Annotated in this window: 25 protein-coding genes; 11 read left to right on the top strand and 14 right to left on the bottom strand. The window is 61.6% G+C overall.

The window, feature by feature from the left end:
• Window positions 1–2: 2 nt before the first annotated feature.
• Window positions 3–926 (bottom strand): type I pantothenate kinase, encoded by a 924-nt coding sequence (gene coaA / locus HMPREF3145_RS02500; RefSeq protein ID WP_070421685.1) that lies wholly within the window; start codon window positions 924–926, stop codon window positions 3–5.
• A 112-nt stretch (window positions 927–1,038) separates the two neighbouring features.
• Here coaA and glyA point away from each other — a divergent pair, with 112 nt between their 5' ends.
• Window positions 1,039–2,331: a serine hydroxymethyltransferase gene (gene glyA / locus HMPREF3145_RS02495; protein WP_070421697.1), complete on the top strand. Its 1,293-nt coding sequence runs from the start codon at window positions 1,039–1,041 to the stop codon at window positions 2,329–2,331.
• On the opposite strand, the gene HMPREF3145_RS02490 is transcribed toward glyA, so the two are convergent.
• Window positions 2,328–2,714 carry a DUF5997 family protein gene (locus tag HMPREF3145_RS02490; RefSeq protein ID WP_070421696.1) on the bottom strand — a complete coding sequence of 129 codons (387 nt, stop codon included), beginning with the start codon at window positions 2,712–2,714 and terminating at the stop codon, window positions 2,328–2,330. The two genes, glyA and HMPREF3145_RS02490, sit on opposite strands and share 4 nt — an antisense overlap.
• 25 nt (window positions 2,715–2,739) lie before the next feature.
• Between HMPREF3145_RS02490 and HMPREF3145_RS02485 the strand changes: the two genes are divergently transcribed.
• Both HMPREF3145_RS02485 and HMPREF3145_RS02480 read left to right on the top strand, forming a co-directional pair.
• Window positions 2,740–3,360: a LysR family transcriptional regulator substrate-binding protein gene (locus HMPREF3145_RS02485; RefSeq protein ID WP_070421684.1), complete on the top strand. Its 621-nt coding sequence runs from the start codon at window positions 2,740–2,742 to the stop codon at window positions 3,358–3,360.
• 25 nt (window positions 3,361–3,385) lie between these two features.
• Window positions 3,386–3,994: a hypothetical protein gene (locus tag HMPREF3145_RS02480; protein WP_070421683.1), complete on the top strand. Its 609-nt coding sequence runs from the start codon at window positions 3,386–3,388 to the stop codon at window positions 3,992–3,994.
• A 66-nt stretch (window positions 3,995–4,060) separates the two neighbouring features.
• On the opposite strand, the gene HMPREF3145_RS02475 is transcribed toward HMPREF3145_RS02480, so the two are convergent.
• The 4 genes from HMPREF3145_RS02475 to HMPREF3145_RS02460 form a co-directional block, all read right to left on the bottom strand.
• Window positions 4,061–5,620 (bottom strand): MDR family MFS transporter, encoded by a 1,560-nt coding sequence (locus HMPREF3145_RS02475; protein ID WP_070421682.1) that lies wholly within the window; start codon window positions 5,618–5,620, stop codon window positions 4,061–4,063.
• Window positions 5,614–6,222 carry a TetR/AcrR family transcriptional regulator gene (locus HMPREF3145_RS02470; protein WP_070421681.1) on the bottom strand — a complete coding sequence of 203 codons (609 nt, stop codon included), beginning with the start codon at window positions 6,220–6,222 and terminating at the stop codon, window positions 5,614–5,616. The genes HMPREF3145_RS02475 and HMPREF3145_RS02470 overlap by 7 nt, the downstream gene beginning before the upstream one ends.
• Window positions 6,223–6,249: 27 nt before the next feature.
• The gene (locus HMPREF3145_RS02465) at window positions 6,250–6,753 is read right to left on the bottom strand and encodes a hypothetical protein (protein WP_070421680.1); all 504 of its coding nucleotides are present in this window, start codon (window positions 6,751–6,753) and stop codon (window positions 6,250–6,252) included.
• 66 nt (window positions 6,754–6,819) lie between these two features.
• Window positions 6,820–8,220, bottom strand: a complete 1,401-nt coding sequence (locus HMPREF3145_RS02460; protein WP_070421679.1) for a class II fumarate hydratase — start codon at window positions 8,218–8,220, stop codon at window positions 6,820–6,822.
• A 103-nt stretch (window positions 8,221–8,323) separates the two neighbouring features.
• Here HMPREF3145_RS02460 and HMPREF3145_RS02455 point away from each other — a divergent pair, with 103 nt between their 5' ends.
• The gene (locus HMPREF3145_RS02455; protein ID WP_083279349.1) at window positions 8,324–8,968 is read left to right on the top strand and encodes a CPBP family intramembrane glutamic endopeptidase; all 645 of its coding nucleotides are present in this window, start codon (window positions 8,324–8,326) and stop codon (window positions 8,966–8,968) included.
• Window positions 8,969–9,069: 101 nt separating this feature from the next.
• Here the strand turns inward: HMPREF3145_RS02455 and glpX are convergent, their stop codons facing one another.
• The gene (gene glpX / locus HMPREF3145_RS02450) at window positions 9,070–10,080 is read right to left on the bottom strand and encodes a class II fructose-bisphosphatase (protein WP_070421677.1); all 1,011 of its coding nucleotides are present in this window, start codon (window positions 10,078–10,080) and stop codon (window positions 9,070–9,072) included.
• Window positions 10,081–10,222: 142 nt separating this feature from the next.
• On the opposite strand from glpX, the gene HMPREF3145_RS02445 reads away from it, so the two are divergent.
• Window positions 10,223–10,795: a DUF4245 domain-containing protein gene (locus HMPREF3145_RS02445; RefSeq protein WP_083279348.1), complete on the top strand. Its 573-nt coding sequence runs from the start codon at window positions 10,223–10,225 to the stop codon at window positions 10,793–10,795.
• A 10-nt stretch (window positions 10,796–10,805) separates the two neighbouring features.
• Here the strand turns inward: HMPREF3145_RS02445 and HMPREF3145_RS02440 are convergent, their stop codons facing one another.
• Together HMPREF3145_RS02440 and xseA are read right to left on the bottom strand one after the other, a co-directional pair.
• Window positions 10,806–11,075 (bottom strand): exodeoxyribonuclease VII small subunit, encoded by a 270-nt coding sequence (locus HMPREF3145_RS02440; RefSeq protein WP_070421676.1) that lies wholly within the window; start codon window positions 11,073–11,075, stop codon window positions 10,806–10,808.
• Between the two features lie 42 nt (window positions 11,076–11,117).
• Complete coding sequence (gene xseA, locus HMPREF3145_RS02435) at window positions 11,118–12,392, bottom strand: exodeoxyribonuclease VII large subunit (RefSeq protein ID WP_246817470.1); 1,275 nt, start codon at window positions 12,390–12,392, stop codon at window positions 11,118–11,120.
• 103 nt (window positions 12,393–12,495) lie between these two features.
• Between xseA and HMPREF3145_RS02430 the strand changes: the two genes are divergently transcribed.
• On the top strand, window positions 12,496–13,467 hold the full coding sequence (locus tag HMPREF3145_RS02430; RefSeq protein ID WP_070421675.1) for a 4-hydroxy-3-methylbut-2-enyl diphosphate reductase: 972 nt from the start codon (window positions 12,496–12,498) through the stop codon (window positions 13,465–13,467).
• A 53-nt stretch (window positions 13,468–13,520) separates the two neighbouring features.
• Here the strand turns inward: HMPREF3145_RS02430 and HMPREF3145_RS02425 are convergent, their stop codons facing one another.
• From HMPREF3145_RS02425 to HMPREF3145_RS02415, 3 genes are read right to left on the bottom strand one after another with little or no spacing between them, the layout of a single operon-like run.
• Window positions 13,521–14,198 carry a DUF6542 domain-containing protein gene (locus HMPREF3145_RS02425; RefSeq protein ID WP_210384140.1) on the bottom strand — a complete coding sequence of 226 codons (678 nt, stop codon included), beginning with the start codon at window positions 14,196–14,198 and terminating at the stop codon, window positions 13,521–13,523.
• Window positions 14,199–14,209: 11 nt separating this feature from the next.
• Entirely contained in the window at window positions 14,210–15,259 is a 1,050-nt protein-coding gene (locus tag HMPREF3145_RS02420) for a DNA recombination protein RmuC (protein WP_070421673.1), read from the bottom strand.
• Between the two features lie 31 nt (window positions 15,260–15,290).
• Window positions 15,291–16,667, bottom strand: coding sequence for an AI-2E family transporter (locus HMPREF3145_RS02415; RefSeq protein WP_070421672.1), 1,377 nt, complete (start codon window positions 16,665–16,667; stop codon window positions 15,291–15,293).
• A gap of 83 nt (window positions 16,668–16,750) precedes the next feature.
• Between HMPREF3145_RS02415 and ychF the strand changes: the two genes are divergently transcribed.
• Together ychF and HMPREF3145_RS02405 are read left to right on the top strand one after the other, a co-directional pair.
• Window positions 16,751–17,839 carry a redox-regulated ATPase YchF gene (gene ychF / locus HMPREF3145_RS02410; protein WP_070421671.1) on the top strand — a complete coding sequence of 363 codons (1,089 nt, stop codon included), beginning with the start codon at window positions 16,751–16,753 and terminating at the stop codon, window positions 17,837–17,839.
• 20 nt (window positions 17,840–17,859) lie between these two features.
• Window positions 17,860–19,371 carry a recombinase family protein gene (locus tag HMPREF3145_RS02405; protein ID WP_070421670.1) on the top strand — a complete coding sequence of 504 codons (1,512 nt, stop codon included), beginning with the start codon at window positions 17,860–17,862 and terminating at the stop codon, window positions 19,369–19,371.
• Between the two features lie 540 nt (window positions 19,372–19,911).
• Here the strand turns inward: HMPREF3145_RS02405 and HMPREF3145_RS02400 are convergent.
• Entirely contained in the window at window positions 19,912–20,316 is a 405-nt protein-coding gene (locus tag HMPREF3145_RS02400) for a MerR family transcriptional regulator (RefSeq protein WP_048733850.1), read from the bottom strand.
• Between the two features lie 169 nt (window positions 20,317–20,485).
• Here HMPREF3145_RS02400 and HMPREF3145_RS02395 point away from each other — a divergent pair, with 169 nt between their 5' ends.
• Window positions 20,486–22,045: a SulP family inorganic anion transporter gene (locus tag HMPREF3145_RS02395; protein WP_034664651.1), complete on the top strand. Its 1,560-nt coding sequence runs from the start codon at window positions 20,486–20,488 to the stop codon at window positions 22,043–22,045.
• A 169-nt stretch (window positions 22,046–22,214) separates the two neighbouring features.
• On the opposite strand, the gene HMPREF3145_RS02390 is transcribed toward HMPREF3145_RS02395, so the two are convergent.
• Window positions 22,215–22,751 carry a hypothetical protein gene (locus HMPREF3145_RS02390; RefSeq protein WP_246817468.1) on the bottom strand — a complete coding sequence of 179 codons (537 nt, stop codon included), beginning with the start codon at window positions 22,749–22,751 and terminating at the stop codon, window positions 22,215–22,217.
• A gap of 35 nt (window positions 22,752–22,786) precedes the next feature.
• On the opposite strand from HMPREF3145_RS02390, the gene HMPREF3145_RS02385 reads away from it, so the two are divergent.
• Window positions 22,787–23,260: a recombinase family protein gene (locus HMPREF3145_RS02385; RefSeq protein WP_083279346.1), complete on the top strand. Its 474-nt coding sequence runs from the start codon at window positions 22,787–22,789 to the stop codon at window positions 23,258–23,260.
• 170 nt (window positions 23,261–23,430) lie between these two features.
• Window positions 23,431–23,652: DUF4192 family protein (locus HMPREF3145_RS02380; protein WP_141740784.1), on the top strand; the 222-nt coding region annotated here is incomplete at its 3' end.

Below are 23,652 nucleotides of genomic sequence, written 5' to 3'. Positions count from 1 at the left end.
AATTAGAGCTTGCGCATGCGGACGCGCTGAACGGTGTGGTCGTAATCCTTGCGCAGCACAAGCGATGCGCGCACCCGCGTGGGCAGAATGTTTTCCACCAGGTTTGGCAGGTTGATGGACTGCCAGATTTCGCGTGCGGCGTAGGTCGCCTGCGCGTCGTCAAGACCTGCGTAGTGAGCAAAGTGTGCGCCGGGCTCCTGGAAGGCGGTATCGCGCAGTTTGAGGAAGCGCTCGATGTACCAGTGCTCGATGTCGGAGGTCTTGGCGTCGACATAGATGGAGAAGTCGAACAGGTCCGACACCATCAGCGTTGGGCCGGTCTGCAATACGTTGAGGCCCTCCAGAATCAAGATGTCTGGCTGGCGTACCTCGATGTACTCGTCCGGGAGAATGTCGTAGGCCTCGTGGGAGTAGATCGGAGCCTTGACCAGGGGCTGACCGGACTTCACCTCGGTGACAAATCGCATGAGGTTGCGGCGGTCGTAAGACTCAGGGAAGCCTTTGCGCGCCATCAAACCGCGCTCCTTGAGCACTGCGGAGGGGTGCAGGAACCCGTCAGTGGTGATCAGGTCGACGCGGGGGTGGGAGTCCCAGCGCTGAAGTAGCACCTGCAGCACACGCGCGGTGGTTGATTTGCCTACTGCGACCGAGCCTGCAAGCCCGATGATGAACGGCACATGCCCCGGATCGCCGCCGATGAACGTTTCGGTGGCTTTGGTCAGTTTCTGGCGCGCTCGTACCTGCAGGTGGATCAGGCGCGACAGCGGTAGGTAAATGTCTTCGACCTCTTGCAGATCGAGGCTCTCACCGATGCCTGCGAGTTTGGTGAGCTCATCTTCGGTGAGCACCTGTGGCATGGTGGCACGACGTTTGCGCCAGTCCTCGCGGTGAAAATCGAGGTAAGGCGAAGAATCGACACGTGGCATGGCCCTATTGTTTCACCTTGGATCCTGTGCATGGAATTCGACATAACACCCGGGTTGCTTACATATACTTCGAAGCGGTAACTACGACCGAACGAGAAAGGACCCGGTGGACGTGTCTGAAGATTTCCGTTACCAGGATCTGGCTACTTTTGACCCCGAAGTTCACGCCGCGATTGTCGACGAGTTAGCGCGCCAGCGCAACACCCTCGAAATGATTGCGTCTGAAAACTTCGTTCCGCGCGCCGTACTTGAGGCACAGGGTTCTGTGCTGACCAACAAGTACGCCGAGGGCTACCCGGGCAAGCGCTACTACGGTGGCTGCGAGCACGTGGATGTTGTGGAGACCCTGGCACAGGAGCGTGCCAAGGAAGTCTTCGGTGCAAAGTTTGCAAACGTGCAGCCGCACTCCGGTGCGCAGGCGAACGCCGCTGTGCTGATGGCGTTGGCGGAGCCGGGTGACACCATCCTGGGCCTGAACCTGGCTCACGGCGGCCACCTGACCCACGGCATGAAGATCAACTTCTCCGGCCGTCTCTACAACGTGGCAGCGTACGAGGTAGAGAAGGACACCCACCTCATCGATATGGCCAAGCTGCGTGAGCAGGCTCGCGAGGTCAAGCCGAAGGTGATCATCGCCGGCTGGTCCGCCTACCCGCGCCACGAGGACTTCGCTGAGTTCCGCTCGATCGCGGACGAGGTCGGCGCCTACCTGTGGGTTGACATGGCCCACTTCGCCGGCCTGGTTGCGGCTGGCCTGCACCCGTCGCCGGTCCCGCATGCGCACGTGGTGTCCTCCACGGTGCATAAGACGCTGGGTGGCCCCCGTTCCGGCTTCATCCTGACCAACGATGAGGAGCTGAACAAGAAGATCAACTCCGCCGTCTTCCCTGGTCAGCAGGGTGGCCCGCTCATGCACGTCATCGCTGCGAAGGCGACCGCGTTCAAGATCGCGGGCATGGAGGAGTTCAAGGACCGTCAGCAGCGCACCATCGACGGTGCGAAGATCCTGGCCGAGCGCCTTACCAGCGAGGACGCGAAGGCTGCCGGCATCGACGTTGTCTCCGGCGGCACCGACGTCCACCTCGTGCTGGTGGACCTGCGTAACTCGCCGATGGATGGCCAGCAGGCCGAGGACCTCCTGCACGCCGCAGGCATCACGGTCAACCGCAATGCGGTGCCGTTCGACCCGCGCCCGCCAAAGGTCACCTCTGGCCTGCGTATCGGCACGTCGGCGCTTGCTACCCGTGGCTTCGGCGAGGAGGACTTCCGCGAGGTGTCCGACATCATCGCCGAGACCCTGATCCAGGGCGAGAAGGCTGATATCCCGGCGCTGCGCGCCCGCGTTGAGGCCCTGGCGGAGAAGTACCCGCTGTACCCGGGCCTCGAAGACTGGAAGATGCTCTAGTCGTTCTGGCCGTCGGCGGCGCTTGCGGTGTCGACATTGTGCCCGCGCTGCTCTGCGAGAGCGGCGCGGGCTTTTTGTAGCCAGTCCGGTTGGTCGTCGAGAAGCGCGCGGATTTGCTCCGTGGTCATCGACTGCTCAACGCCGGCTGCTTTCAGCGCGGTCACCGAGATGCCGAGCTTGCGTGCGACCTCGGTACGGGGGTGCGGGCCGTTGAGGCGCAGTTCTTGCAGCCAGGCGGGCGGGTTTTCCTGCAGTTCGCGCAGTTCGGCGTGGGTGATGGCGCCGTCCTGGAACTCCTGTGGAGTGGCGGGAAGGTAGATACCGAGTTTTTTCGCCGCGGTCATCGGCTTCATTGCGGTGCCGGATGGGGTCTGTTCACTCATGCCCAAAACGGTAGCATTACCTGCCATGCTCACCATCGCGTTCGTCACCGGTACTGAACCCGGCAAGTGGTTCCGCCGCTATGCCCAAATGTCGGGCGAGGACCCTGCGACATTGCCGTCGGATGATCCGTTTCCCCTCGTCGGCAAGGATGCGGACGCGGCGCTGGTCAGGCTTCCGGACGAGCGGGTCACGGACGAATACCACGTGGTCCGGCTCTACGAGGAGGCCTGGGGCGTGGCAGTGCCAAAGGACTCCGATTATGCGGAGGTGGGGGAGGTTGATCGCGGGGATCTTGCGGAAGAGATTGTGAATTTCGAGTACGCAGAGCAGACGCTTATCGACGATCTGCGTACCGCCCTTTCCGTTGTCGCCGCAAACGTCGGCATCGCCTACGGGCCGTTGCCGTTGCTGAAGACGCTTGCGAAGAAGCAGATTAAGGCGCTGCCGATCGACCCGGGGGAAGGCGTTAATACCACGACGGTTGCGCTCGTGTGGCGGAAATCGGACGATTGTGACGCTGTCCAGGACTTTGTTGGTATTACGAAGGGGAGAACTCCCAGGTCGTCGCGCAACACATCACACCCCCGATCGGGTGGGAAGAAGACTCGACGTTCGCGCGGTGCCCATAATGGGCGACGCACCTAAATCAACATGAAAGGTATGACAAATTATGTTTTCCCGTAAGATCGCTGCTTCCGCCGCTGCTGTAGCCCTGGCTGCTACCGGGTTAGTTGCGTGCTCTAACGACGACGACACCGCGGCAGAGACCGAGGTTGTGGAGACCACCGCTACTGAGACGAACGTAGAGACTGAGACTGCGGCTGCGAAGACGGAAACCGCTGACGCTTCCGCAACCGATTCCGCGGACTCCACCGGCGCTGCGGGCGAGGGCACCGAGGCGACCGAGGAGATTACAACTGCTGACGGCGGCACCGCAATGGTTCCGGCTGGCGTCGTTGCTGCCATGGATAAGTTTGCTGAGCCGTCCTGGGGCGAGCCGATGAAGGTTGAGCAGGTCGACGAAGGCTGGATCGTTACGTACGACCAGGAGCACTACGTCACCTGGAATGAGAACACCGGTGGCGCACCGACCTGGGGTCAGATTGCCAACGAGTGGATGACCGACGTCAACGTGGATAAGAAGCTGGGCTTCCCGCTGGCTCCGGAGGCTGCTAACCCGGACGAGTCCGGCTGGACCCAGGAGTTCGAGCGCGGCTCCATCAACTGGACCCGTGCTGGCGAAGGCGAGCCGTTCGCCGCGGTGATCACCGAGAAGTAAACCGCGCCCATGTAACGGCGTTCGGCCCGGCCCCATGTGAGGGGCCGGGCCGTTTTCGTTTCCCGGTTAGCTCAAATCTTCCTTGAGTGGGTCTTCCTTGACCGGCAGGAGGATCACGAACGCGATGATGGCCAGCGGCACCATGAGGAGGAACACGGGGGTAAGGCCGTCGTTGTAGCTCGACAGCACGACTTCCTTCACCGGCTGAGGCAGTTGCGCCACGCTGCTCGGGGTTAGCGAGTTCGCGGCACCCTCACCGAATTGCTTGCCTAGCGCAGCACCTTCTTCGCCGAGTTTCGCCAGAGCTTCCGGCAGGCGCTCCTCCAGCTTTTCGCGCATGTTGTGAATGAACAACGAGCCGGACAGGGAGGCGCCGATAGCGGAGCCGATCTGGCGGAAGAAGTTGTTCGTCGACGTTGCGGTGCCCACTTGGGCGAGTGGGAACGAGTTCTGCACGATGAGCACAAGAACCTGCATGACCAGACCAAGGCCGAAACCGAAGATGAACATGTAGATCCCGAGCACGGTCAGCGACGTGTCCACGCTCAGCCGAGAGAACAGGAACAGTCCCACGGTGGTAATGAGCATGCCGGACAGTGGGTACATCTTGTAGCGGCCGGTGCGAGAGATGATGAAGCCGACTGCCGTGCCGGTGCCGAGCATGCCGAGCACCATCGGCAGCATCATAAGGCCCGCGTCGGTCGGGGTCAGTTCGTGCACCATTTGCAAGTACGTCGGGAGGTAGGCGAGAGCACTGGTCATCCCGAGGCCAAGCACCGTGCCCGCCAGGGTGGTCAGCACCATGTTGCGGTTGCGGAACAGCCCCATGGGGATCAGCGGGTTAGTCGCGCGCAGCTCGACAATCACGAACAGCACGGCAGCGATCACAGCGATAGCGCTGGTGGCGATGATGGTCGGGGAGGTCCAGTCGTACTGCGTGCCACCCCACGTGGTGGTGAGGATCAGCGACGTGGTGGCCACGATCATCAGCGTGGTACCGATGTAGTCAAAGTTCATGCCCTTGGCGGATCCGCGGCGCAGCTTCAGCACCTTGGTGCATACCGTCATGGCGAGCAGGCCGAGCGGGATGTTCATCCAGAGCGCCCAACGCCAGCCGGGGCCGTCGGTAAACCAGCCGCCGAGGACCGGACCGAGCACCGAGGACACGCCAAATACTGCGCCCATCACGCCCATGTACTTGCCGCGCTCGCGAGCAGGAACGACTTCCGCGATGATGGACTGCGAGTTCACCATCATGCCGCCCGCGCCGAGGCCTTGGATGGCGCGGCCGATGATGAGCAGCTCCATGGTGTTAGCAAAGCCGCCGATGGCGGAGCCGATTACGAACAGGCCGATGCCGGTGATGTAGAGCCACTTGCGGCCCAATACGTCGCCAAGCTTGCCGTTGATGGGCATCGCGATGGTCATCGTGACCAAGAACGAGGAGATGACCCAGCTCATGTGGTCCACGCCGCCGAGGTCACCAACAATGGTCGGCAGGGCCGTGGCGAAGATCATCTGGCCCAGCGAACTCATCAGCATGGTCAGCAGCAGGGCGGCGAACACGACGCCGACGTTCGGGGGAGTGGCTTGAAGTGGGTGGCGTCCCGCGCGGTTGTCTACCATGTCATGTCCTTTGCGTAATTCGTGATGTCTTTGGCGTATTCGATGAGCAGCTCGATTGGGTCTCCTTCATCAGGCGGTGCCCAGAGGTACCTGGTCACGACCCCTTGAAATAGCACGACGATGAATAGTGCTTCCGCCTCCAGCGATCCCGAATGCTTGCGGTCCTGCGGGAAGGTTTCAAAGTGGGCGCGGAGGGCGCGACCAATTTCGGTGAGGAATCCGCGCTTTCGGGCGGCTTCGGCGTGCATCAAGCCCGGGTTGTTCTCCAGTAATTGACGACGACACTTCGCCGCCGGACCATCAAACGTGCCCGGCTCAACCACGATGGAACGAATGACAAGCTCCAGCACGTTGTCGCTCTGGGTCGTGCGGATCGCGTCCAGCGCGTCCTCGTCGAGGGTGAACGGAAACGATCCCAAGATCGCCTCGTCCTTAGATTCCACATAGTTGAAGAAGGTTCGCCGGGAGATGCCTGCCTCGCGGCAGATGTCGTCGACGGTGACGTTGTCGTAGCCACGCTTGTCGACAAGCGCCGCCGCCTCGTTGCGGATGCGTTGCTTCGTCTCGCGGCGCTTCTGTTCCCGAATTCCCTCATTTTGCACGGGGTGCAATATTACACCCGGTGCATGTTAAGGCAAACCGGCGGAGAGTTCCCCTTCTACCAGCGTTTTTTCGCCTTCAAAGTACGTCAGTTTCACAATCCCGGGCTCTTGCTTTTCGACGACCCACCGCCCCGAACCATCCCCACACGGCTTCGTCAACGGCACCGACGCACCGTCCTCACCGATCAGTGCGGTGCATCCGGTCAACGGATACGTCACCGACGCGGTCCCACCACCGAAGGTTGCCACCGCTGGCCAGGCCTTCACTTTCGCGTTGTCCTCCAGGCTGTTCAGGGTGCCGGTGTAGGTGCCGGTGGGGGAGGTGGAGTCGTCGTCACGCAACTGCGGCTGCGCGGTCACCGTGACGGTTTCGGGCACCTCGTTGGTCGGCTCCGGCTTCGGGTTGGCGTACCAATATGCCGCAGCGAGCGCGACGCCGATCACGGCGACAATCAGCGCGAGCACACCACCGACGACCCACGGCTTGTTCGGGCCACCGGCAGTGCGCAGCTCGGAGAAAGAATCAGGCATGAAAAAGCCCCCAGCATGTTGAAGTGAAGTGCTGGGGGCAGATTCTAGCTAGGTGCGAGCTACGGCCTAGTTTCGGTCGGTGTTGGCCATGGACAGCACATCGAGGCGCTTGTCCAGCTCCTCCTCGGTGAGCTTCTCACCATCGACGAAACCAAGGTCGATGGTGGCCTGACGGATGGTGATGCCCTCCTTGATCGCATGCTTGGCGATCTTGGCTGCGTTCTCGTAACCAATTGCAGAGTTCAGCGGGGTCACGATCGACGGGGACGACTCGGCAAGCTCGCGCATGTGCTCGACGTTCGGCTCGATGCCGTCGACAAGCCTGGTGGCGAACTGACGGGAAGTGTTCGCCAGCAGGCGGGAGGACTCGAGCACGTTGCGTGCCATCATCGGGATGAACACGTTGAGCTCGAACTGGCCCTGGGTGCCGCCGAACGCAACAGCAGCGTCATTACCAATGACCTGCGCGGACACCTGCGTAGCGGTCTCGCACAGCACCGGGTTGACCTTGCCCGGCATGATCGAGGAACCCGGCTGCAGATCCGGCAGGTGGATCTCAGCGAAACCAGCCAGCGGGCCCGAGCCCATCAAGCGGATATCGTTAGCAATCTTGTACAGGGAAACCGCCACGGAACGCATCGCGCCGGAGAACTCCACCAGGCTGTCGCGGTTCGCTTGCGCCTCAAAGTGGTTCTTTGCCTCAGAGAGCTCATCGAGGCCGGTGAGCTTCTTGAGCTCGTCCGTGACCCTGCCACCGAACTCAGCCGGGGTGTTGATGCCGGTGCCCACAGCGGTGCCGCCAATGGCCAGCTCGCCCAGACGGTGCAGGGTCGCCTCGACGCGCTCGACACCCAGCTCGATCTGGCGTGCGTAGCCGGAGAACTCCTGACCCAAGGTGACCGGGGTGGCATCCATCAAGTGGGTGCGGCCCGACTTCACAACCTCGTGCCACTCCTTCGCCTTCTTCTCCAGGGACTCCTGGAGCACCTTCAGCGCCGGGATGAGATCGTTTGCGGCAGCCTCGGTGGCAGCAACGTGAGTAGCGGTCGGGAAGGTGTCGTTAGAGGACTGGCCCATGTTCACATGGTCGTTCGGGTGAACCTCAACACCGTTCGCCTTCGCGATGGACGCGATAACCTCATTGGTGTTCATGTTCGACGAGGTGCCGGAACCGGTCTGGAACACATCGATCGGGAACTGGTCGTCGTGCTTGCCGTCCGCAATCTCCTTCGCAGCAGCGATGATCGCGTCCGCCTTCTCAGCGTCCAGCTTGCCCAGGTCCTTGTTCACCTGAGCACACGCAGCCTTCAGCAGACCAAGTGCGCGAATCTGCTGGGCCTCAAGGCCGCGGCCGGAGATTGGGAAGTTCTCCACAGCACGCTGCGTCTGGGCGCGCCAGAGAGCGTCGACGGGCACCTTGACCTCGCCCATCGTGTCATGTTCGATGCGGTATTCCTGATCAGCCATGATTGTCCTTTACTTCTGTCCCATGCACGCCACGCACGCTAAAGTGCGCTCGTGCCTTTCCAAAGATCGATTATGCCCCAGATAACAAAAACGGGGAGCTGTAATGTCTGAAAACCGGACACAAAAGGCCCCCGCATTGAGGGATGCGCTGGTGGCGTTGGCAGCAATGGCCACCATGTACGCCCTTTTAGCAGGGCAGGGTTTGCTGTTGGTGCACGCGAGCGTGTCCCGCACCGTCGCGATCAGCATGCTGCCCCTCGCGGTTCTCATTTCCATCGTTGTGCCCTTGGTGCTGCTTATCCGCTACATGAAAAGTCGCGGACTCGAGCTGGGGTTTACGCGGCTAGGGAGTCGAGGCTGGCATGTGCTGTGGCAAGTTCCGGCAGTGATCGTCGGGGCGGCTGCGTCGAGCGCTATCGTCGGCTCGCTGATCGGGATGGAACCAGGCGGAGGCTCAACCGCAGATGACTTAGCCAAAGATGCCGGAAGTGTGGCGCCGGTGCTCATCTTGCTTGCCGGTTATCTGCTACTCGGGCCAGTGATTGAAGAGATTGTGTTCCGCCGTGTGCTCATGGGCTACTTTGACACGCTCATGCCGGCAGCAGCGAGCGTGCTGCTCACCTCCGTCATCTTTGCTGCAGCCCATATCGCGCCACCCGTGATCGTCTACACATTCTTCTGCGGCATCGGCCTCACACTGGTCGCACGGTTCCACGGCGGCATCACTGCGAGTTTCATCGTGCCGTAGCCAACAACTTCGCGGCTAGCGCAGCAGTCATTGGAGCCTTGTTCTAGAACGACAAAGCCCCGCGCTCTTCGCTGAGAAGGCGCAGGGCAGCAGCCAGGGTTCTACTCGGTTGGCTCGGAGTAATCGACCACCGAGTAGTCCTGCAGCTTGGCCAGCTGGTGCTGGGATTCGACGTAGCGCACGGTGCCGGACTTCGAACGCATCACCAGCGAACGGGTGGTGGCGCCAGACTTGCGGTAGGTCACGCCACGCAGCATGTCACCGTTGGTCACGCCGGTAGCGGCGAAGTAGCAGTTATCAGAGGTGACCAGGTCGTTGATACCCAGGACACGATCCAGGTCGTGGCCAGCGGCGAGTACCTTCTCGCGCTCCTCGTCGGACTGCGGCGCGAGCATGCCCTGGATCTCCCCGCCGAGGCACTTCAGCGCACACGCGGTGACAACACCTTCCGGGGTGCCGCCGATGCCCATTGCGATGTCGATGCCGTTGTCGTGCTGCGCAGCAGCGATCGCACCAGCCACGTCACCGTCCATGATGAAGCGAACCTTGGCGCCGGCGGCACGGATTTCCTCGACAAGCTTGTCGTGACGCGGGCGATCCAACACAACAACCGTGATGTCAGCCGGACGAACGCCCTTCGCCTTTGCAACCGACCTGATGTTGTCCTCTACAGAAGCGGTGATATCAATCGCGCCGACCGCCTCCGGGCCGACAGCAATCTTGTTCATGTAGAACGCGTCCTGCGGGTTGAACATGGAGCCACGATCCGCGGCAGCAATAACAGAAATCGCGTTCGGGCGACCCTCTGCCATCAAGCGGGTGCCATCTACCGGGTCAACGGCGATATCCACCGCAGCACCACGGCCGGTGCCAACCTGCTCGCCGTTGAACAGCATCGGGGCCTCGTCCTTCTCGCCTTCGCCGATCACGATCACGCCGTCCATCTCCACGGAGTTGATCATCTTGCGCATCGCGTTCACGGCGGCGCCGTCGCCCTCGTTCTTCTGTCCGCGACCCACCCAACGGCCGGAGGCGAGCGCTGCCGCCTCCGTCACACGGACGAGCTCCATTGCTAGATTGCGGTCAGGGACAAGATCAGACTGTTCAGTCATCGCGGGGGCCTTCCTCCAGAGGACAAAAATCGACCCCTCTATTCTGGCACTTCCACACGCCGAAGTGTTGGTATCGCCCACCTTTACGGGGGAGAAGCCCGCCCGTTCTGGGGTGCAGGTGGCTCATGACATACTGAAACGCGTGGCAAACGACAAGAAACCCCGCATCTTCCAAAACGGCCGAGACATGGCAATCAACGCCGTGCTCATTGTGGTGCTCATGCTCGTCGCTGTCGGCGCGACCGGGCTGTGCTCCTTCAACCCCGGCGCCCCAGAATCCGGCCCCGTGCAGGAGGTCGACGCAGAAGCGTTCCTCGACCTCGAGGCGCGTGCGGTGAACTACCCGGTGCGCTACCCGCAGATGCCAGAAGGCTGGACCACCAACTCGGCGCGCCGCAGCATGCTTGCCGGCAACTCGGCACCCGTCGTCGGGTGGGTCACCCCGAACCGTGGCTACCTGCAACTCACCCAGACTGGCGTCGATAAGGATGCGGCGCTCCAGGCCTCCAACGCCGACAACCGCATGCTCGATCGCACAGTGCGTATCGACGACACCGACGTCGAGGTCTACACCAGCGACGAACGCGAGGTCCGCGACCTGTGGATTGTGGACGCCGGCGACGCACGCTTCGTCGTCACCGGCGCAGGCAGCACGGACGAGTTCGAAGAGCTCATCAGCGCAGCGCTGAAGGCTACTCCGATCACACCCCAGTAGCTTCTAGTACTTACTGCTCAGGAGCCTGCCCGCTGACCTGACGGGTGCTGATGGCTTCTTCGACGCGCTTCGAAGCGCCGTCGAGAAGCACCTCGCACCGCTTCGCCAGCGCCTCACCGCGCTCCCAATACTTCAACGACTCGTCCAAACTCATCTGGCCGAGCTCCAAAATCTTCACCGTCTCCACAAGCTCATCGCGAGCCTGCTCGTAGGTCAGCGTCTCCGGGTCCGGGAAAGCATTGTCGTTCGCCTGGCCGGATCCAAACGTGTTGTCTGTCATGAGTGTTCCTTAAACGTTCTTAGTTGACTTCAGCTGGTTGCATTAATCAGCGGGAGTGGTGGACATCGAAGCGGCGGTAATCGAGCCATCGCCGACACGGATACGCAGCTGCGCGCCGGGCTGAGCCTGATCAATAGAGGTCACAACCTCTGCGCCTGAGTGGTCGCGCGGAACCACCTGCACCACGGCGTAACCACGGGCCAAGGTTGCAGAGGGGCCGAGCGCCGACACCTGCGCGCGCAACGCCGAGACCTGCTGGTTCTCACGCTGCAGCACATGGGAAATGTCGCGGCGGATCAACGCCTGGGCGCGCTCCACTTCCTCGCGGCGGCGCGTGATCGCCATCATCGGATCCGCTAGGGCAGGACGGGTGCGAATCGACGCGAGGCCATTTCGCTCCCGCTGCACCCATCCGCGCAGGGCGGCGGACATGCGGGCACGTGCTTCGTCGATAAGCGCACGCTCCTGCACAACATCCGGCACGGCACGCTTCGCAGCATCGGTCGGGGTGGCGGCGCGAACATCAGCCACATTGTCCAGCACCGGGTTATCCGGCTCGTGGCCAATCGCCGAAATGACAGGTGTGCCAGCGGCCGCCACCGCGCGTTGCAGGGCCTCCTCCGAAAACGGCAACAAGTCCTCAACCGAACCGCCGCCGCGGGCGATGATGATCACCTCCACGTCCGGATCGCGATCCAGCACCTGCAGTGCCTCGATCACCGCAGGCACGGTCGTCGGCCCCTGTACCGGCGTGTTGATGATCTCGAAGTTCACCTGTGGCCAACGTCCCTGCGCCACCGTGACCACGTCACGCTCAGCAGCCGAACCACGCCCCGTGATTAGACCAACCTTTTTCGGAAGGTAGGGCAGCGGGCGCTTCCGCGCCGGATCAAACAGGCCCTCGGCCGCCAACTGTTTACGCAACGCCTCAATGCGCGCCAACAGCTCGCCTGCGCCAACGTGGCGGATCTCCGCCACCTTCATCGAAAACGAGCCGCGGCCCTGATAAAACGTCGGCTTGCCATACGCCACCACGCGGTCGCCGTCCTTCAACGGCACAGCCATGCCGGTGAGCAGCGACGTCTCCGCCGTCAACTGCACCGACACCTGCTCCTGCGTATCCCGCAACGTCATATACGACAGCCGCCACGACGGCTTCGTATTAATCTGCGTGAGCTGACCCTCAATCCACAACCAACCCAGCCGGTCGATCCAACTCTTCACGGAGTTATTGAGCTTGGCCACAGACCACGGCGTTTCCGGCGTGCTCTTCGGCGGCGCACTCTGCGCACCTTGCACACCTTGTGTTTCTGTCACGCGATGCTCCTTTCTCCCCAGTACTTCTGCCAGGTAAACAGTACCCGGCGGGCACGAATTACCCGCCTACTGTTTTTGACGTAGATTCGTTAGGGTTGGTTCCATGACTGATCAGGGTAAGAAAGTGCTACTCGCGTCCCCACGCGGATACTGTGCAGGCGTGGATCGCGCCGTGGAGACCGTAGAAAAGGCGCTGGAGAAGTACGGCGCCCCCGTCTACGTGCGCAAGGAGATCGTGCACAACAAGTACGTGGTGGAGACGCTGCAGGACCGCGGCGTGATCTTTGTCGACGAAACCGACGAGGTCCCCGAAGGATCCCACCTCGTGTTCTCCGCCCACGGTGTGTCGCCCGCAGTGCGCGAATCCGCCAAGGAGCGCAGCTTGCACACCCTCGATGCATCCTGCCCGCTGGTGACTAAGGTGCACAACGAGGCGAAGCGCTTCGCCCGCGACGGCTACCACATCCTGCTCGTCGGCCACGAAGGCCACGAAGAGGTCGAAGGCACCGCAGGTGAGGCTCCGGACATCACCCACCTCGTCGACGGCGTCGACGGCGTCGACCGCCTGCCGGACTTCCCGGAGGGGCAGAAGCTGGTGTGGCTGTCCCAGACGACGCTGTCTGTCGACGAGACCATGGAGATCGTCAACAAACTGCACGAGCGTTACCCGAACTTGGAGAACCCGCCGAGCGACGACATTTGTTACGCCACCCAAAACCGCCAGGCCGCGGTGAAGAAGATCGCGCCGCAAAGTGACCTGGTCATCGTGGTCGGCTCCCAGAACTCGTCCAACTCGAAGCGCCTCGTCGAGGTCGCGCTCGAGGCCGGCGCGCAGGAGTCCCACCTGGTCGATTACGCCCACCAAGTCGACGATGCCTGGTTCGAGGGTGTCAACACCGTTGGCGTGACCTCTGGCGCCTCGGTGCCGGACATCCTCGTGCGCGAACTGCTCGACTATCTGGGGGAGAAGGGCTACGGCGACGTGGAAGAGATCACCACCACCGTGGAGACCATCACCTTCTCGCTGCCGCGCGAACTGCGCCTGCCGCGCCGCGAGGCACCGCTCGAGGCATAAACCCCGCCGAGAACGACCAAAGGCCTTGCCCCGTTGACATCGGGACAAGGCCTTTAGCCTTTGTACAAGTCCTCGCCGAGGCGGTGAACCGCACGTGAAGAACCACCGGTTTCTCCGGATCTACGCGAGCCACTCGCATTTGCCTTGCGACGACGCGCCCCCTCCGACTTCGCCCGCTCCAACAACTCCTGCACAGGAACCGACCGAGCCTGCTCGCGAGCCCTCCGCCCTTGAGAATTTGTGCGACGGTTGCTGCGGTTCTGCGAGGTCCGCTGGGCGGTTTCGCGTCGGCGAATCGCATCGTTTTGCCGACGGATCAGTCGCAGCCGCACCGCAGCGATAAGCAGCGAGCCCGCGGTGGTGAAAAACAGCACCGGGAAGTACTCCGCCACCGGGTACGCGATACCGAGCAGTGCAGTCTTAGCGCTCGCGCCGCCAGCCGACAGGCTCTCGCGCGACATGACATACCCCGTAGCCACCAGCGCGGCGACAAACATTAATGGTGCGCTCGTCACCGTCAGGGAAAGCCCCTTCGGGTTCACCAACGTGGTCACCACGATGACCGCGAGGGCATACAGCGCAAGAAACGGCCACGAAATTACACCTGCGGACAGCGACAGCAGCACGCCGGTGAACAGGGCGGCGAACACGATGCCGAGGCCAGACCCCGTCGGCAACCCAACAAAGGTGGCGGACGTAGGGGAATGGCTCCGGCTCGAAAGATGTGACACGCTGACGCAGCTTACCTGTCATTGTCCTCCGCCATGTGCCGGGCACGCGTTGAAACCGGATTCAGCTCGGGCGCCTGCTCCCGCCGTACGGGAACGTTGGCCTCCTCAAGCTTGCGGGCCGTCACCATTACGCGGGAATCCATCGACGCCAACGTGGCGTTGTATGCCTCAACTGCCTTCTCCAATGAGGCGCCGACTTTGTTGTAGTGGCGGGCCATCGTCGATAAACGCTGATGCAGTTCCGCACCGAGGCGCTGCACCTCCTTCGCGGACGCGTTGATAGCTTCCTGCCGCCACCCCAGCGCCACTGTGCGTAGCAGCGCAAACAGTGTGGTCGGGGTGGCGATGACCACGTCGCGCGAAAACGCATAGTCAAGCAGTTCCGGATCGAGCCCGAGCGCGGCATCCAAAAACGGGTCAGCTGGCACAAACAACACGACGAACTCCGGGGTCGGCTGAAACGCGTTGATGTAGGTCTTGTTTGACAACGTATCCACATGCGAACGCAGCAAATGCGCATGGCGGCGCAGGTGGGCCTCGTGTTCCTCAGGATCGTCTGTGTTCAGCGCGTCGAGGTAAGAGCCGAACGGAACTTTCGCGTCCACCACGATGTTTCGGCCCTGGGTGAGGCGGATGATCATGTCGGGGCGGACCCGGGTGTCGTCGATACGCATGTGCGCCTGCGTATCAAAGTCGACATGTTCGAGCATGCCTCCGAGCTCCACGACGCGCTCCAGCTGCATCTCGCCCCAACGCCCGCGCGTCTGCGGGGAGCGCAGCGCAGTGATGAGTTGATCGGTGCGGTCACCGAGGCGCGCGGAGGTGCGCCCGATCGCCTGCACCTGCCCTGCGATTGCCGACGACGCCACCGCCTGCTGCTTATCCATCGCATCAAGCTGCTCACGCATGTCCTTCAACGCGCGAGCGACGGGGCGTAGATCCTGCGGCGGAGCTGGCTGTGGGGCAGAACGACGAAACCACGCCACGCCGGTGAACACCCCGACGATAAACCCGGCGAGGAGACCCGTTGCAAGGATGAGAAAGACCGTGGAGGTTTGCATGCCGGAGATCTAACCACCCCGGCACGACACACTACTCGTCGGGTTCGCTTTTATGTTCGAACTCCCTGCGGCGCAAGATGGTGCGATTGCCTACCTCGCGCAACTTCTTCAAGCTGTTCGACGCGAAGTGGGGCGACTCCTTGTCCTCATCACCTTCTTGCACGTCCTCTTCGGGGGTCTGCGGAGCGTTGACCCAGTCGCGCTCGCCGCGCCACGCCTCGCGCTTGTGCACCGACTCTGCCTCGTCGATTTCCGCGATGAGCTTGCCCTCTTCGGTGGCAAAAGTGAGGTCCTCGGCACTGACCTCGCCGGCGTTGATGCGCAGGATATCCAACACGTAGCGGTACACCACAGCGATCATCGCAGCTGTCGGCACCGCGAGGAAACCGCCCATGAGGCCGAAGAGGCCACCGCCGACGGTCACGGAGATCAGCACGATCACCGGGTGCAAGTTCATCGCCTTGGACTGCAGCAGGGGAGAGAGCACATTGCCCTCAAGCTGCTGGGTGGCCAGGACGATGCCGAGCACGATCAGGGCTTTGGTGAACCCGAGCGTGACCAGTGCGATCAGGACCGCCAGCGCGCCCGCGACCACCGCACCGACGATCGGGATGAAGCCTGCAACGAACGTAATAATCGCAAGCGTGAACGCCATGGGAACGCCGACGATGGCAATGCCGATGCCGATCACCAGCGCATCGATGAGGGAACACACCGCCTGCGCCCTGATGAAGCCCGACAGGGTGTTCCAAGCGCGGGTCAACAGTTCCGTGAAGTGGAGTCCCGTGCGTCCGCCCGTCGCGCCGCGCAGCCACGGCAGGAAGCGGTGGCCGTCCTTCAGGAAGAAGAAGGTCAGCACGATCAGCACCATCAGCGTTACCGACAGCCCCGCGGCGGTGTTGATGCCGGAAAACACTCCGCCGGCGATGGCACCGGCCTGGTTTTGAACCCACCGCGTGATCTCGTCGACACCCTCGTTCAGGTTCTCCGGGTTAAGGTTCAGCGGTGGACCCTGCGCCCACAACTGCAGGCGCTGCACACCCTCGAGCGCCTGGATGTACAGCAGCCGCGACTGGCCCACAATGTCTGGGGCAACGATCATGCCGAGGGCTGCCAGCACGCCGAAGAACAGCAACATGGTCACCATGGCCGCGAGGCCATCGGCGAACTTATGGTTGCGCAGCCAGCTCGCAACCGGGGCAAGCACCGTGCACACAATCAGCGCGAGCACCGCAGGCAACACACCCACCCAGAAGGCGCCGATGAGCTTGCCTATTGCGAAGAAAAACAGTGCGATGACCAGCAGTCGCAGCGTAAATTTCGCCCCGGAGGAAACCCAGGCGTTAAACACCACGATGCGATCGACGCGGTCGTCGCGCTTATCTGCAGTCTGATTCGGAGCGGTCACGCGAACTATTGTGCCCCACTGCACATTGCTTTGCGACGAACCCCTCACAACCAGCGCCACAACGTGGGATAGGATGGAGCGCCGTGAGCCTTACTCTTGGAATTGTCGGTCTGCCCAACGTCGGTAAATCCACCTTGTTTAATGCGCTGACGCGCAACGAGGTGCTTGCCGCTAACTACCCGTTCGCCACCATCGAGCCGAACATCGGCCTGGTGGAGCTGCCGGATCCGCGCCTGGATCGGCTGGCGGAGATCTTCGACTCGGAGCGCGTGCTGCCAGCAACCGTGTCCTTCGTGGACATCGCCGGCATCGTCAAGGGCGCGTCCGAGGGCGAGGGCATGGGTAACGCCTTCTTGGCCAACATCCGTGAGGCGGACGCGATCTGCCAGGTGGTGCGTGCGTTTTCCGACGACAACGTCATCCACGTCGACGGCCAGGTCAACCCGTCCTCGGACATCGACGTGATTAACACCGAGCTGATCCTCGCGGACCTGCAGACCATCGAAAAGGCCCTGCCACGCCTGGAGAAGGAAGGCCGCAAGGACAAGGACGTCGCCGACCAGGCCGAGGAGGCTAAGAAGGCCCAGGCCATTCTCGAAGACGGCCGCACCCTCTTCGCCGCCTCCAAGACCGGCGACATCGACCTGGCGCTGCTGCATCACCTGCACCTGATGACCGCCAAGCCGTTCCTCTACGTCTTCAACTCCGACGAAGCCGTGCTGACCGACGAGGCGAAGAAACAGGAACTGCGCGAACTCGTCGCCCCTGCCGAGGCTGTGTTCCTCGACGCCCAGACCGAAACCGAGCTGCTCGAACTTGACGACGAAGACGCAGCCGAGCTCCTCGCCGCCGTCGGCCAAAACGAACCAGGTTTGAAGACCCTGGCCAAGGCCGGCTTTGACACCCTCGGCCTGCAGACCTACCTCACCGCAGGCCCGAAGGAGGCTCGCGCCTGGACGATTCACAAGGGGGACACCGCCCCGAAGGCCGCAGGCGTGATCCACTCCGACTTTGAAAAGGGCTTCATCAAGGCCGAGATCGTCGGCTTCGAAGACCTGGACGCGCTCGGCTCCATGGCCGAGGCCCGCGCCCACGGCAAGGTCCGCCAAGAAGGCAAGGACTACGTCATGGTCGACGGCGACGTCGTGGAGTTTCGTTTCAATGTAACCTGAGGCGCGCTAGTGTTAGCGGCATGACAACACGTGCTGCTATTTACCTCCGTATCTCGCTCGATGCTGCCATGGACGGCCTCGCCATCGACCGGCAGCGCCAGGACTGCGAAGCCCTTGCCGAGCAACGCGGCTGGGACGTCGTGCATACCTACGTCGATCAGTCGATCTCCGCGTCGAAGAAGGACGTGGACCGCCCCGACTACGACGCGATGGTGGCGTCCTTTGAGCGCGGCGAGATCGACGCGATCATTTGCTGGGACCTCGACCGCCTCACACGGCAGCCCTGGCAGCTCGAAGAGTGGATCGACAGGGCAGAGGAGCAGGGGCTGAAACTCGTCACTGCGAACGGTGATGCTGACCTTGCCACCGACGGCGGCAGAATGTACGCGCGCATCAAAGCAGCCGTGGCACGCGGCGAGATCGAGCGAAAGAGCATGCGCCAGTCTCGTGCGCAACAGCAACGCGCCGAGCAGGGCCGCTGGTACTCCGGCGGTGTGCGCCCTATCGGCTACACCTCCACCGGCGAGATCATTCCATCCGAAGCCGCCGCCGTGCTCGGTATGTTCCGCGCTGTCGAGAGGGGCAACTCCATGCGCGACATTGCGCGCGCCTTATCTGGGGTCGATCAACCGGGCTTGCCGGATATCCCGACCACGCCGCGCCATATGTACACCGTGGTCACAGAGCGCAACGCTCGACGCCGCGCTGAAGGCCAGGAAGAAAAGCCGGTTCCCGACGCGCAGCCGTGGGCCTACACGTCGTTGCACTCGATCCTGCGCAACCCCGTGTATGCGGGTTACTCCACTTATAAGAAGGCCAAGCGCAAAGGCGTGAAGAACAAATACCGCCGTGTCACGCATATCGTCCGCGACCCCGATACCGGCGAGCCGGTGAAAGGGCAGTGGGAGCCGATCGTCACACCAGATCTGTGGTGGCGCGTGCAGAACGTGCTCGACGATCCCGACCGGCTGACCAACAAGGAGCGCCGGAACACTCGCCGCCATCTCGGCTCGGGTCTGTATGTCTGCGACGAGTGTGGCAACCCCGTGCGCACACATGCCGACCGCTACCGCTGCGCCGCCTGTGGATTAGTGCGCACACATAGCGTCGATGATTTTGTGCTCGCCGTGATCCGCGCCCGCCTTGGCCGTGACGACCTGGCGGACCTGCTGCCGACTGTGGACGACGACGAGGTCAACGCCATCGACGACGAACTCGCTGAGCTTCGCGCAAAGCTCGCCCGCGTCCAGGCTGACTACGATGAGGAGCTTATCGAGGCCCGTGACCTCAAGCGCGCGCGAAACCGTTATGAGCCGCAGATCGAGAAACTCGAAACGCGCCGTGCCCGTCTTGCTGGCGCATCGGCGCTGCTCGACACAACCGGCTACGCCTCGCCCGTGGATGCCTTCGACAACGCAGAGCTTGCCGTGCAGCGCCGAGTCATCAATACCCTGTGCCAGGTGCGCCTGCGCCGTGGCGTGCGCGGCACCAAGACCTTTAACCCTGAATCGGTGCAGATCGTGTGGAACTAGGTTGCAGTGTGTGACACGTCAACAATCGCGCGCATGCGCTGCGGCGCGCAAAGCTCTTACGAAGGAACGCCACGGGAGCCGGCAGTTCGGGGGAGATCTGCCTTCGTGTATCGGGGGCGACACTGCTCAACCGTGGCGTTCGCAGGAAGTATGACACGGCTCTTGTTACCCCAGAGGTCGTAGGTTCGAATCCTGCCCCCGCTACCAACTTCCAAGCCCCTACCAGGAGAAACACTGGTAGGGGCTTTAGTTATTTCTCTTAAGGCGCACGTCCTGGGACTCAAATCGGGACTTTAGCGATGGCATTTTGTCACTTAAGCCGGTTTGGAAGTGATGGGGTTAAGTGACAATTTTCGATTTTGTGACCTTGGATGACTGTGTCGTTTTGAGGAGTCGTCTGCACGGATTTCAGAAGTCCTCTGTACTATCGCCATCCACTCCGGAGAGGCCGCGGGCGTTCGTCCACTTCATCTGGAACGCGATTCGACAGAGCGCATTCAATACGATGGTCTTTTTCTCCCTGCGAAGGATGGGGGCAGTTTAGGGTACCAGGGTGTTGACCAGATCGAGGAATTCCTCAGCGTAGGCAATTTGCTTGCGTAGCTTTTCGTAGCGGGTGCGCGTCTCCTCACGAATGTCGGCAAGGGTGGCCTTGGCATTACTCCGTGCCTGCTGTGCGGTATCACTGTCCTGCCCGCCATCTGAACTATGAAGAATCTCCGCAGCTTCCAGGAATTCCCGCATCTGATCCAGAGTAAACCCCAGCGGTTTCATCCGTCGCACCAGCAAAACACGACGTACATCAGCCTCACTATAAAGCCTGAACCCACCAGGGCTACGCCCCGATGGGGTAATCAGGCCGACGTTGTCATAATAACGCAAGGTGGGAATCGACAACCCCGTCTGGTCAACGACCTCGCCGATCTTGAAATTACTGTTTTGCATTGCCTGTTCTCCTTCACGGTGATGTTGCCCACGGGTTCCTGTGCCTGGGTTGGCGGTTGAGTAAAACTCCCGCTACCATGACCACCATCACCAAACCTAAAGTTACTAGAGGGTTGGATTCCTTTCGGGCGTTCGCCCAGTTACCTATCCCCTCAAAGATTGGACATCTATGACTGAAACTAGCACGGCGGCCCCCCGCCCCCTCCTGAGTCCAGACGGCGCTGATGCCCCTACCGGGATCATCGCATCCTTCCGTTACGCATTTTCTTCCCCCGCCCGTATCCGTATAGAGATTCTGGCCGGACTGGCGGTATCCCTGGCGCTGATCCCTGAGGCCATTGCCTTTTCCATCCTTGCCGGTGTTGACCCAGCCATGGGTCTGTTTTCCTCGGTAGTCATGGCCATTGCGATCGCCTTTACCGGTGGCCGCCCGGCAATGATCACCGGCGCCACCGGGGCTATTGCCCTAGTCATTGCTCCTGTGGCGCGTGGTTACGGGATGGATTATTTCATCGCCACCGTCCTGTTGGGCGGTGTCCTACAAATCGTGCTCGGCGCCCTCGGTGTGGCGAAACTTCAGCGTTTTATCCCCCGATCGGTGATGCTGGGTTTCGTCAATGCACTGGGCATTATGATTTTCACCGCCCAACTCGAACACCTCATTGATGTGCCTTGGATAGTCTACCCACTCGTCGGCTTGGGTGTGGTGATCATGATTTTCTTCCCCAAGCTCACCAGTGTGATCCCCGCCCCGCTGGTCACGATTATCGTGCTCACCGGTTTGGTCATTGCCGCCGGTTTGACTGTCCCGACGGTCTCGGACATGGGCAAGATGCCGGAGACCTTACCGTCCCTGTTTATTCCGAACGTGCCGTGGACGTTGGAGACCCTGCAGATCATCGCGCCTTATGCCCTGGCCATGGCCGTGGTCGGTCTCATGGAATCGTTGATGACCGCCAAGCTCGTCGATGACATCACCGACACTCATTCCGATAAAACTCGTGAATCCTGGGGACAGGGGGTGGCTAATATTGCCTCCGGTTTCTTCGGCGGCATGGGTGGCTGCGCGATGATCGGTCAAACCATGATCAACGTCCGCGAATCCGGGGCACGTACCCGCCTATCCACCCTGTTAGCCGGTGTGTTCCTGCTGGTCCTGGTCCTGGCACTGGGCGACATCGTTGGCATGATCCCGATGGCTGCGCTGGTGGCAATCATGATCATGGTCTCGGTCGGCACCATCGACTGGCACTCGGTGCATCCACGCACCCTTAAACTCATGCCGGTCTCTGAGACCATTGTTATGGCCGTGACGATTATTGCCACCCTAGCCACCAGCAACCTGGCCATTGGTGTGGTGTTGGGTGTGGTCACCGCGATGATCATGTTCGCCCGTCGGATGGCACATATCGCTTCCATTGAAAAGGTCTCCGAGATCGACGGCGACGGCGATGGCGAGATTGATACTCGTACCTACCGGGTGCATGGCCAGTTGTTTTGGGCATCAAGCAATGACCTGGTTTATCGCTTTGATTACACCGATTCTGCCCGTCATATCACTATTGATCTCACTGAGGCGGAGATCTGGGATGCCTCCACGGTCGCGACCTTTGACGCGATTACGCAGAAGTTCCAGGACAGAGGCAAAACCGTGTCCATTATCGGGCTCGACGGTCCCAGTCAGGACCGGCTGAACCGCCTGTCTGGCCGGCTTGGCACCGGCCACTAACATCCCCCGACTCGAGCACATCGACTTGGCGCCCCAACTTATAACCGGGGCGCCAGTTTATTGGTGCTGTTGCAAAGTTGGGGCATAGGAAGAGCATAAAAGAAGCGTAGCGGTTAACCGCTACGCTGTGTTGTGGGGATTTTTACTTTTTACGGTGCACGTGTTCTAGTTAGTGGTTCGTTTCTTTCCTCGGGTGATTGCGACGGTATTCCTCGACTAAGTGAGCAATACCCGGCGCAGCCTGGGACAACATCCAGGTCATAAGCGCTATAAGAACCCCTATGACGATAAGTGTTAACGCCAACCAGCCCAGTGTTGGGCCGATGCCGTTGGCCTCCTGGACGTGACCCCACAAGGCAGACACGCCGTCGGGTATGCCGAGCATACTTAGCAGCCCGTTCCCCAAGGCTCCGACAGCAACGAGTGCGATAGCAACGAAGAGAACACTGGCTGCAATCCACGAGGCAGACATGCAGGCCTTAATAAAGTTCGTGTTCGACTTTTCCATATCGTCGTTATACTGCTTGCGTTCTGCGCGTATCTCCTCCAGCAGCTTTTCGTTGGACTCCTTCTCCTGGAGCAGAGCGCTGTGAGCCTTCTTAGAGGCTTCTGCTGCCTCGTGCAGGCTCTTAGGCTCTTTCGACATTGCCTCAGATACAGCTACTTCTACCAGCGGTTCCAGGCTAGAAGTCAGGCTCGAAGTCATCTGAGCGTTCAGGCTCTGGCTGCGACCCGGACCACATCTACTCAGACACCATCTCCGGCACCAACTGGCAACGGCCTGGTCTTGATGACGCGCTGGCGTACATGCGCCCCGACGACACGCTCGTTGTCACGCGCTTGGACAGGCTCGGCCGCAGCCTCGCGGGCACCGTGAACACCATCGCTGACCTCGCCGAGCGTGACATCAACGTCAAGGTGTTGGAGCCAGCGCTGGACACGTCGAAGCCCACCGACAAGGTGGTTATCAACGTCATGGCAAGTCTTGCCGAGTGGGAGCGTGACCTGCTTGTCCAGCGCACCCGTGAGGGCGTGGCGCACGCCCGCGCACAGGGCAGGGTCGCCGGCCCCAAGCCGAAGCTCAGCGCTGAGCAGGCGCAGATGGCCAAGGAGCTTATCGACGGCGGCAAGTCCGTCAGCGCTGTAGCGCGCACCTTTAACGTCTCGCGGCCGACGATCTATCGCGCTCTCAAGCGCATCGAAGCCGACGCTTAAGCACAGGCTGCGTCGCTAGCGCTCGCACCCGGCGAGAAGGCATCAGGCTGCGCTAGCGACGCTCGGCACACATGAGTGCTGCACTGCTGGGATACGCCTGCGACCGGCAGAGCCGGGCCGAATACGGGATTGACCACATACACCCCGTATTCGTGCAAAGGAGCACTGCCATGTCCACCCATTCTCACACGCTTGCATCCCACGGCGAGATCCTCGCGAACCTCCCCGGCATCCTCGGCTTCTACCCGAACAACTCGCTGATCCTCGCGTTCTTCGTCGACGACGAGGGCGTCGACACCGTCCGCCTCGGCCCGGTCGCACGGTTCGACCTGGACGAAACAGTGGAGAAGCTCACCGAGAGCCGCGAGCGGTTCGCAGCGTGGGTCCACCAC

The organism is Corynebacterium sp. HMSC05C01, assembly GCF_001807155.1.
GTDB classification, from domain to species: domain Bacteria; phylum Actinomycetota; class Actinomycetes; order Mycobacteriales; family Mycobacteriaceae; genus Corynebacterium; species Corynebacterium coyleae.
The sequence above is the reverse complement of the archived record's forward strand: the minus strand, read 5'-3'. Positions and strand labels throughout refer to the sequence as shown.

Coding starts and splice junctions, on each gene's coding strand:
- HMPREF3145_RS02400 (WP_048733850.1), bottom strand. CDS start 20,316: ATGCAAAACAGTAATTTCAAGATCGGCGAGGTCGTTGACCAGACGGGG.
- HMPREF3145_RS02480 (WP_070421683.1), top strand. CDS start 3,386: ATGTTTTCCCGTAAGATCGCTGCTTCCGCCGCTGCTGTAGCCCTGGCT.
- HMPREF3145_RS02440 (WP_070421676.1), bottom strand. CDS start 11,075: ATGACAGACAACACGTTTGGATCCGGCCAGGCGAACGACAATGCTTTC.
- glpX (WP_070421677.1), bottom strand. CDS start 10,080: ATGACTGAACAGTCTGATCTTGTCCCTGACCGCAATCTAGCAATGGAG.
- HMPREF3145_RS02390 (WP_246817468.1), bottom strand. CDS start 22,751: ATGACTTCGAGCCTGACTTCTAGCCTGGAACCGCTGGTAGAAGTAGCT.
- HMPREF3145_RS02405 (WP_070421670.1), top strand. CDS start 17,860: ATGACAACACGTGCTGCTATTTACCTCCGTATCTCGCTCGATGCTGCC.
- coaA (WP_070421685.1), bottom strand. CDS start 926: ATGCCACGTGTCGATTCTTCGCCTTACCTCGATTTTCACCGCGAGGAC.
- HMPREF3145_RS02460 (WP_070421679.1), bottom strand. CDS start 8,220: ATGGCTGATCAGGAATACCGCATCGAACATGACACGATGGGCGAGGTC.
- HMPREF3145_RS02465 (WP_070421680.1), bottom strand. CDS start 6,753: ATGCCTGATTCTTTCTCCGAGCTGCGCACTGCCGGTGGCCCGAACAAG.
- HMPREF3145_RS02455 (WP_083279349.1), top strand. CDS start 8,324: ATGTCTGAAAACCGGACACAAAAGGCCCCCGCATTGAGGGATGCGCTG.
- HMPREF3145_RS02430 (WP_070421675.1), top strand. CDS start 12,496: ATGACTGATCAGGGTAAGAAAGTGCTACTCGCGTCCCCACGCGGATAC.
- HMPREF3145_RS02490 (WP_070421696.1), bottom strand. CDS start 2,714: ATGAGTGAACAGACCCCATCCGGCACCGCAATGAAGCCGATGACCGCG.
- HMPREF3145_RS02475 (WP_070421682.1), bottom strand. CDS start 5,620: ATGGTAGACAACCGCGCGGGACGCCACCCACTTCAAGCCACTCCCCCG.
- HMPREF3145_RS02485 (WP_070421684.1), top strand. CDS start 2,740: ATGCTCACCATCGCGTTCGTCACCGGTACTGAACCCGGCAAGTGGTTC.
- HMPREF3145_RS02395 (WP_034664651.1), top strand. CDS start 20,486: ATGACTGAAACTAGCACGGCGGCCCCCCGCCCCCTCCTGAGTCCAGAC.
- HMPREF3145_RS02420 (WP_070421673.1), bottom strand. CDS start 15,259: ATGCAAACCTCCACGGTCTTTCTCATCCTTGCAACGGGTCTCCTCGCC.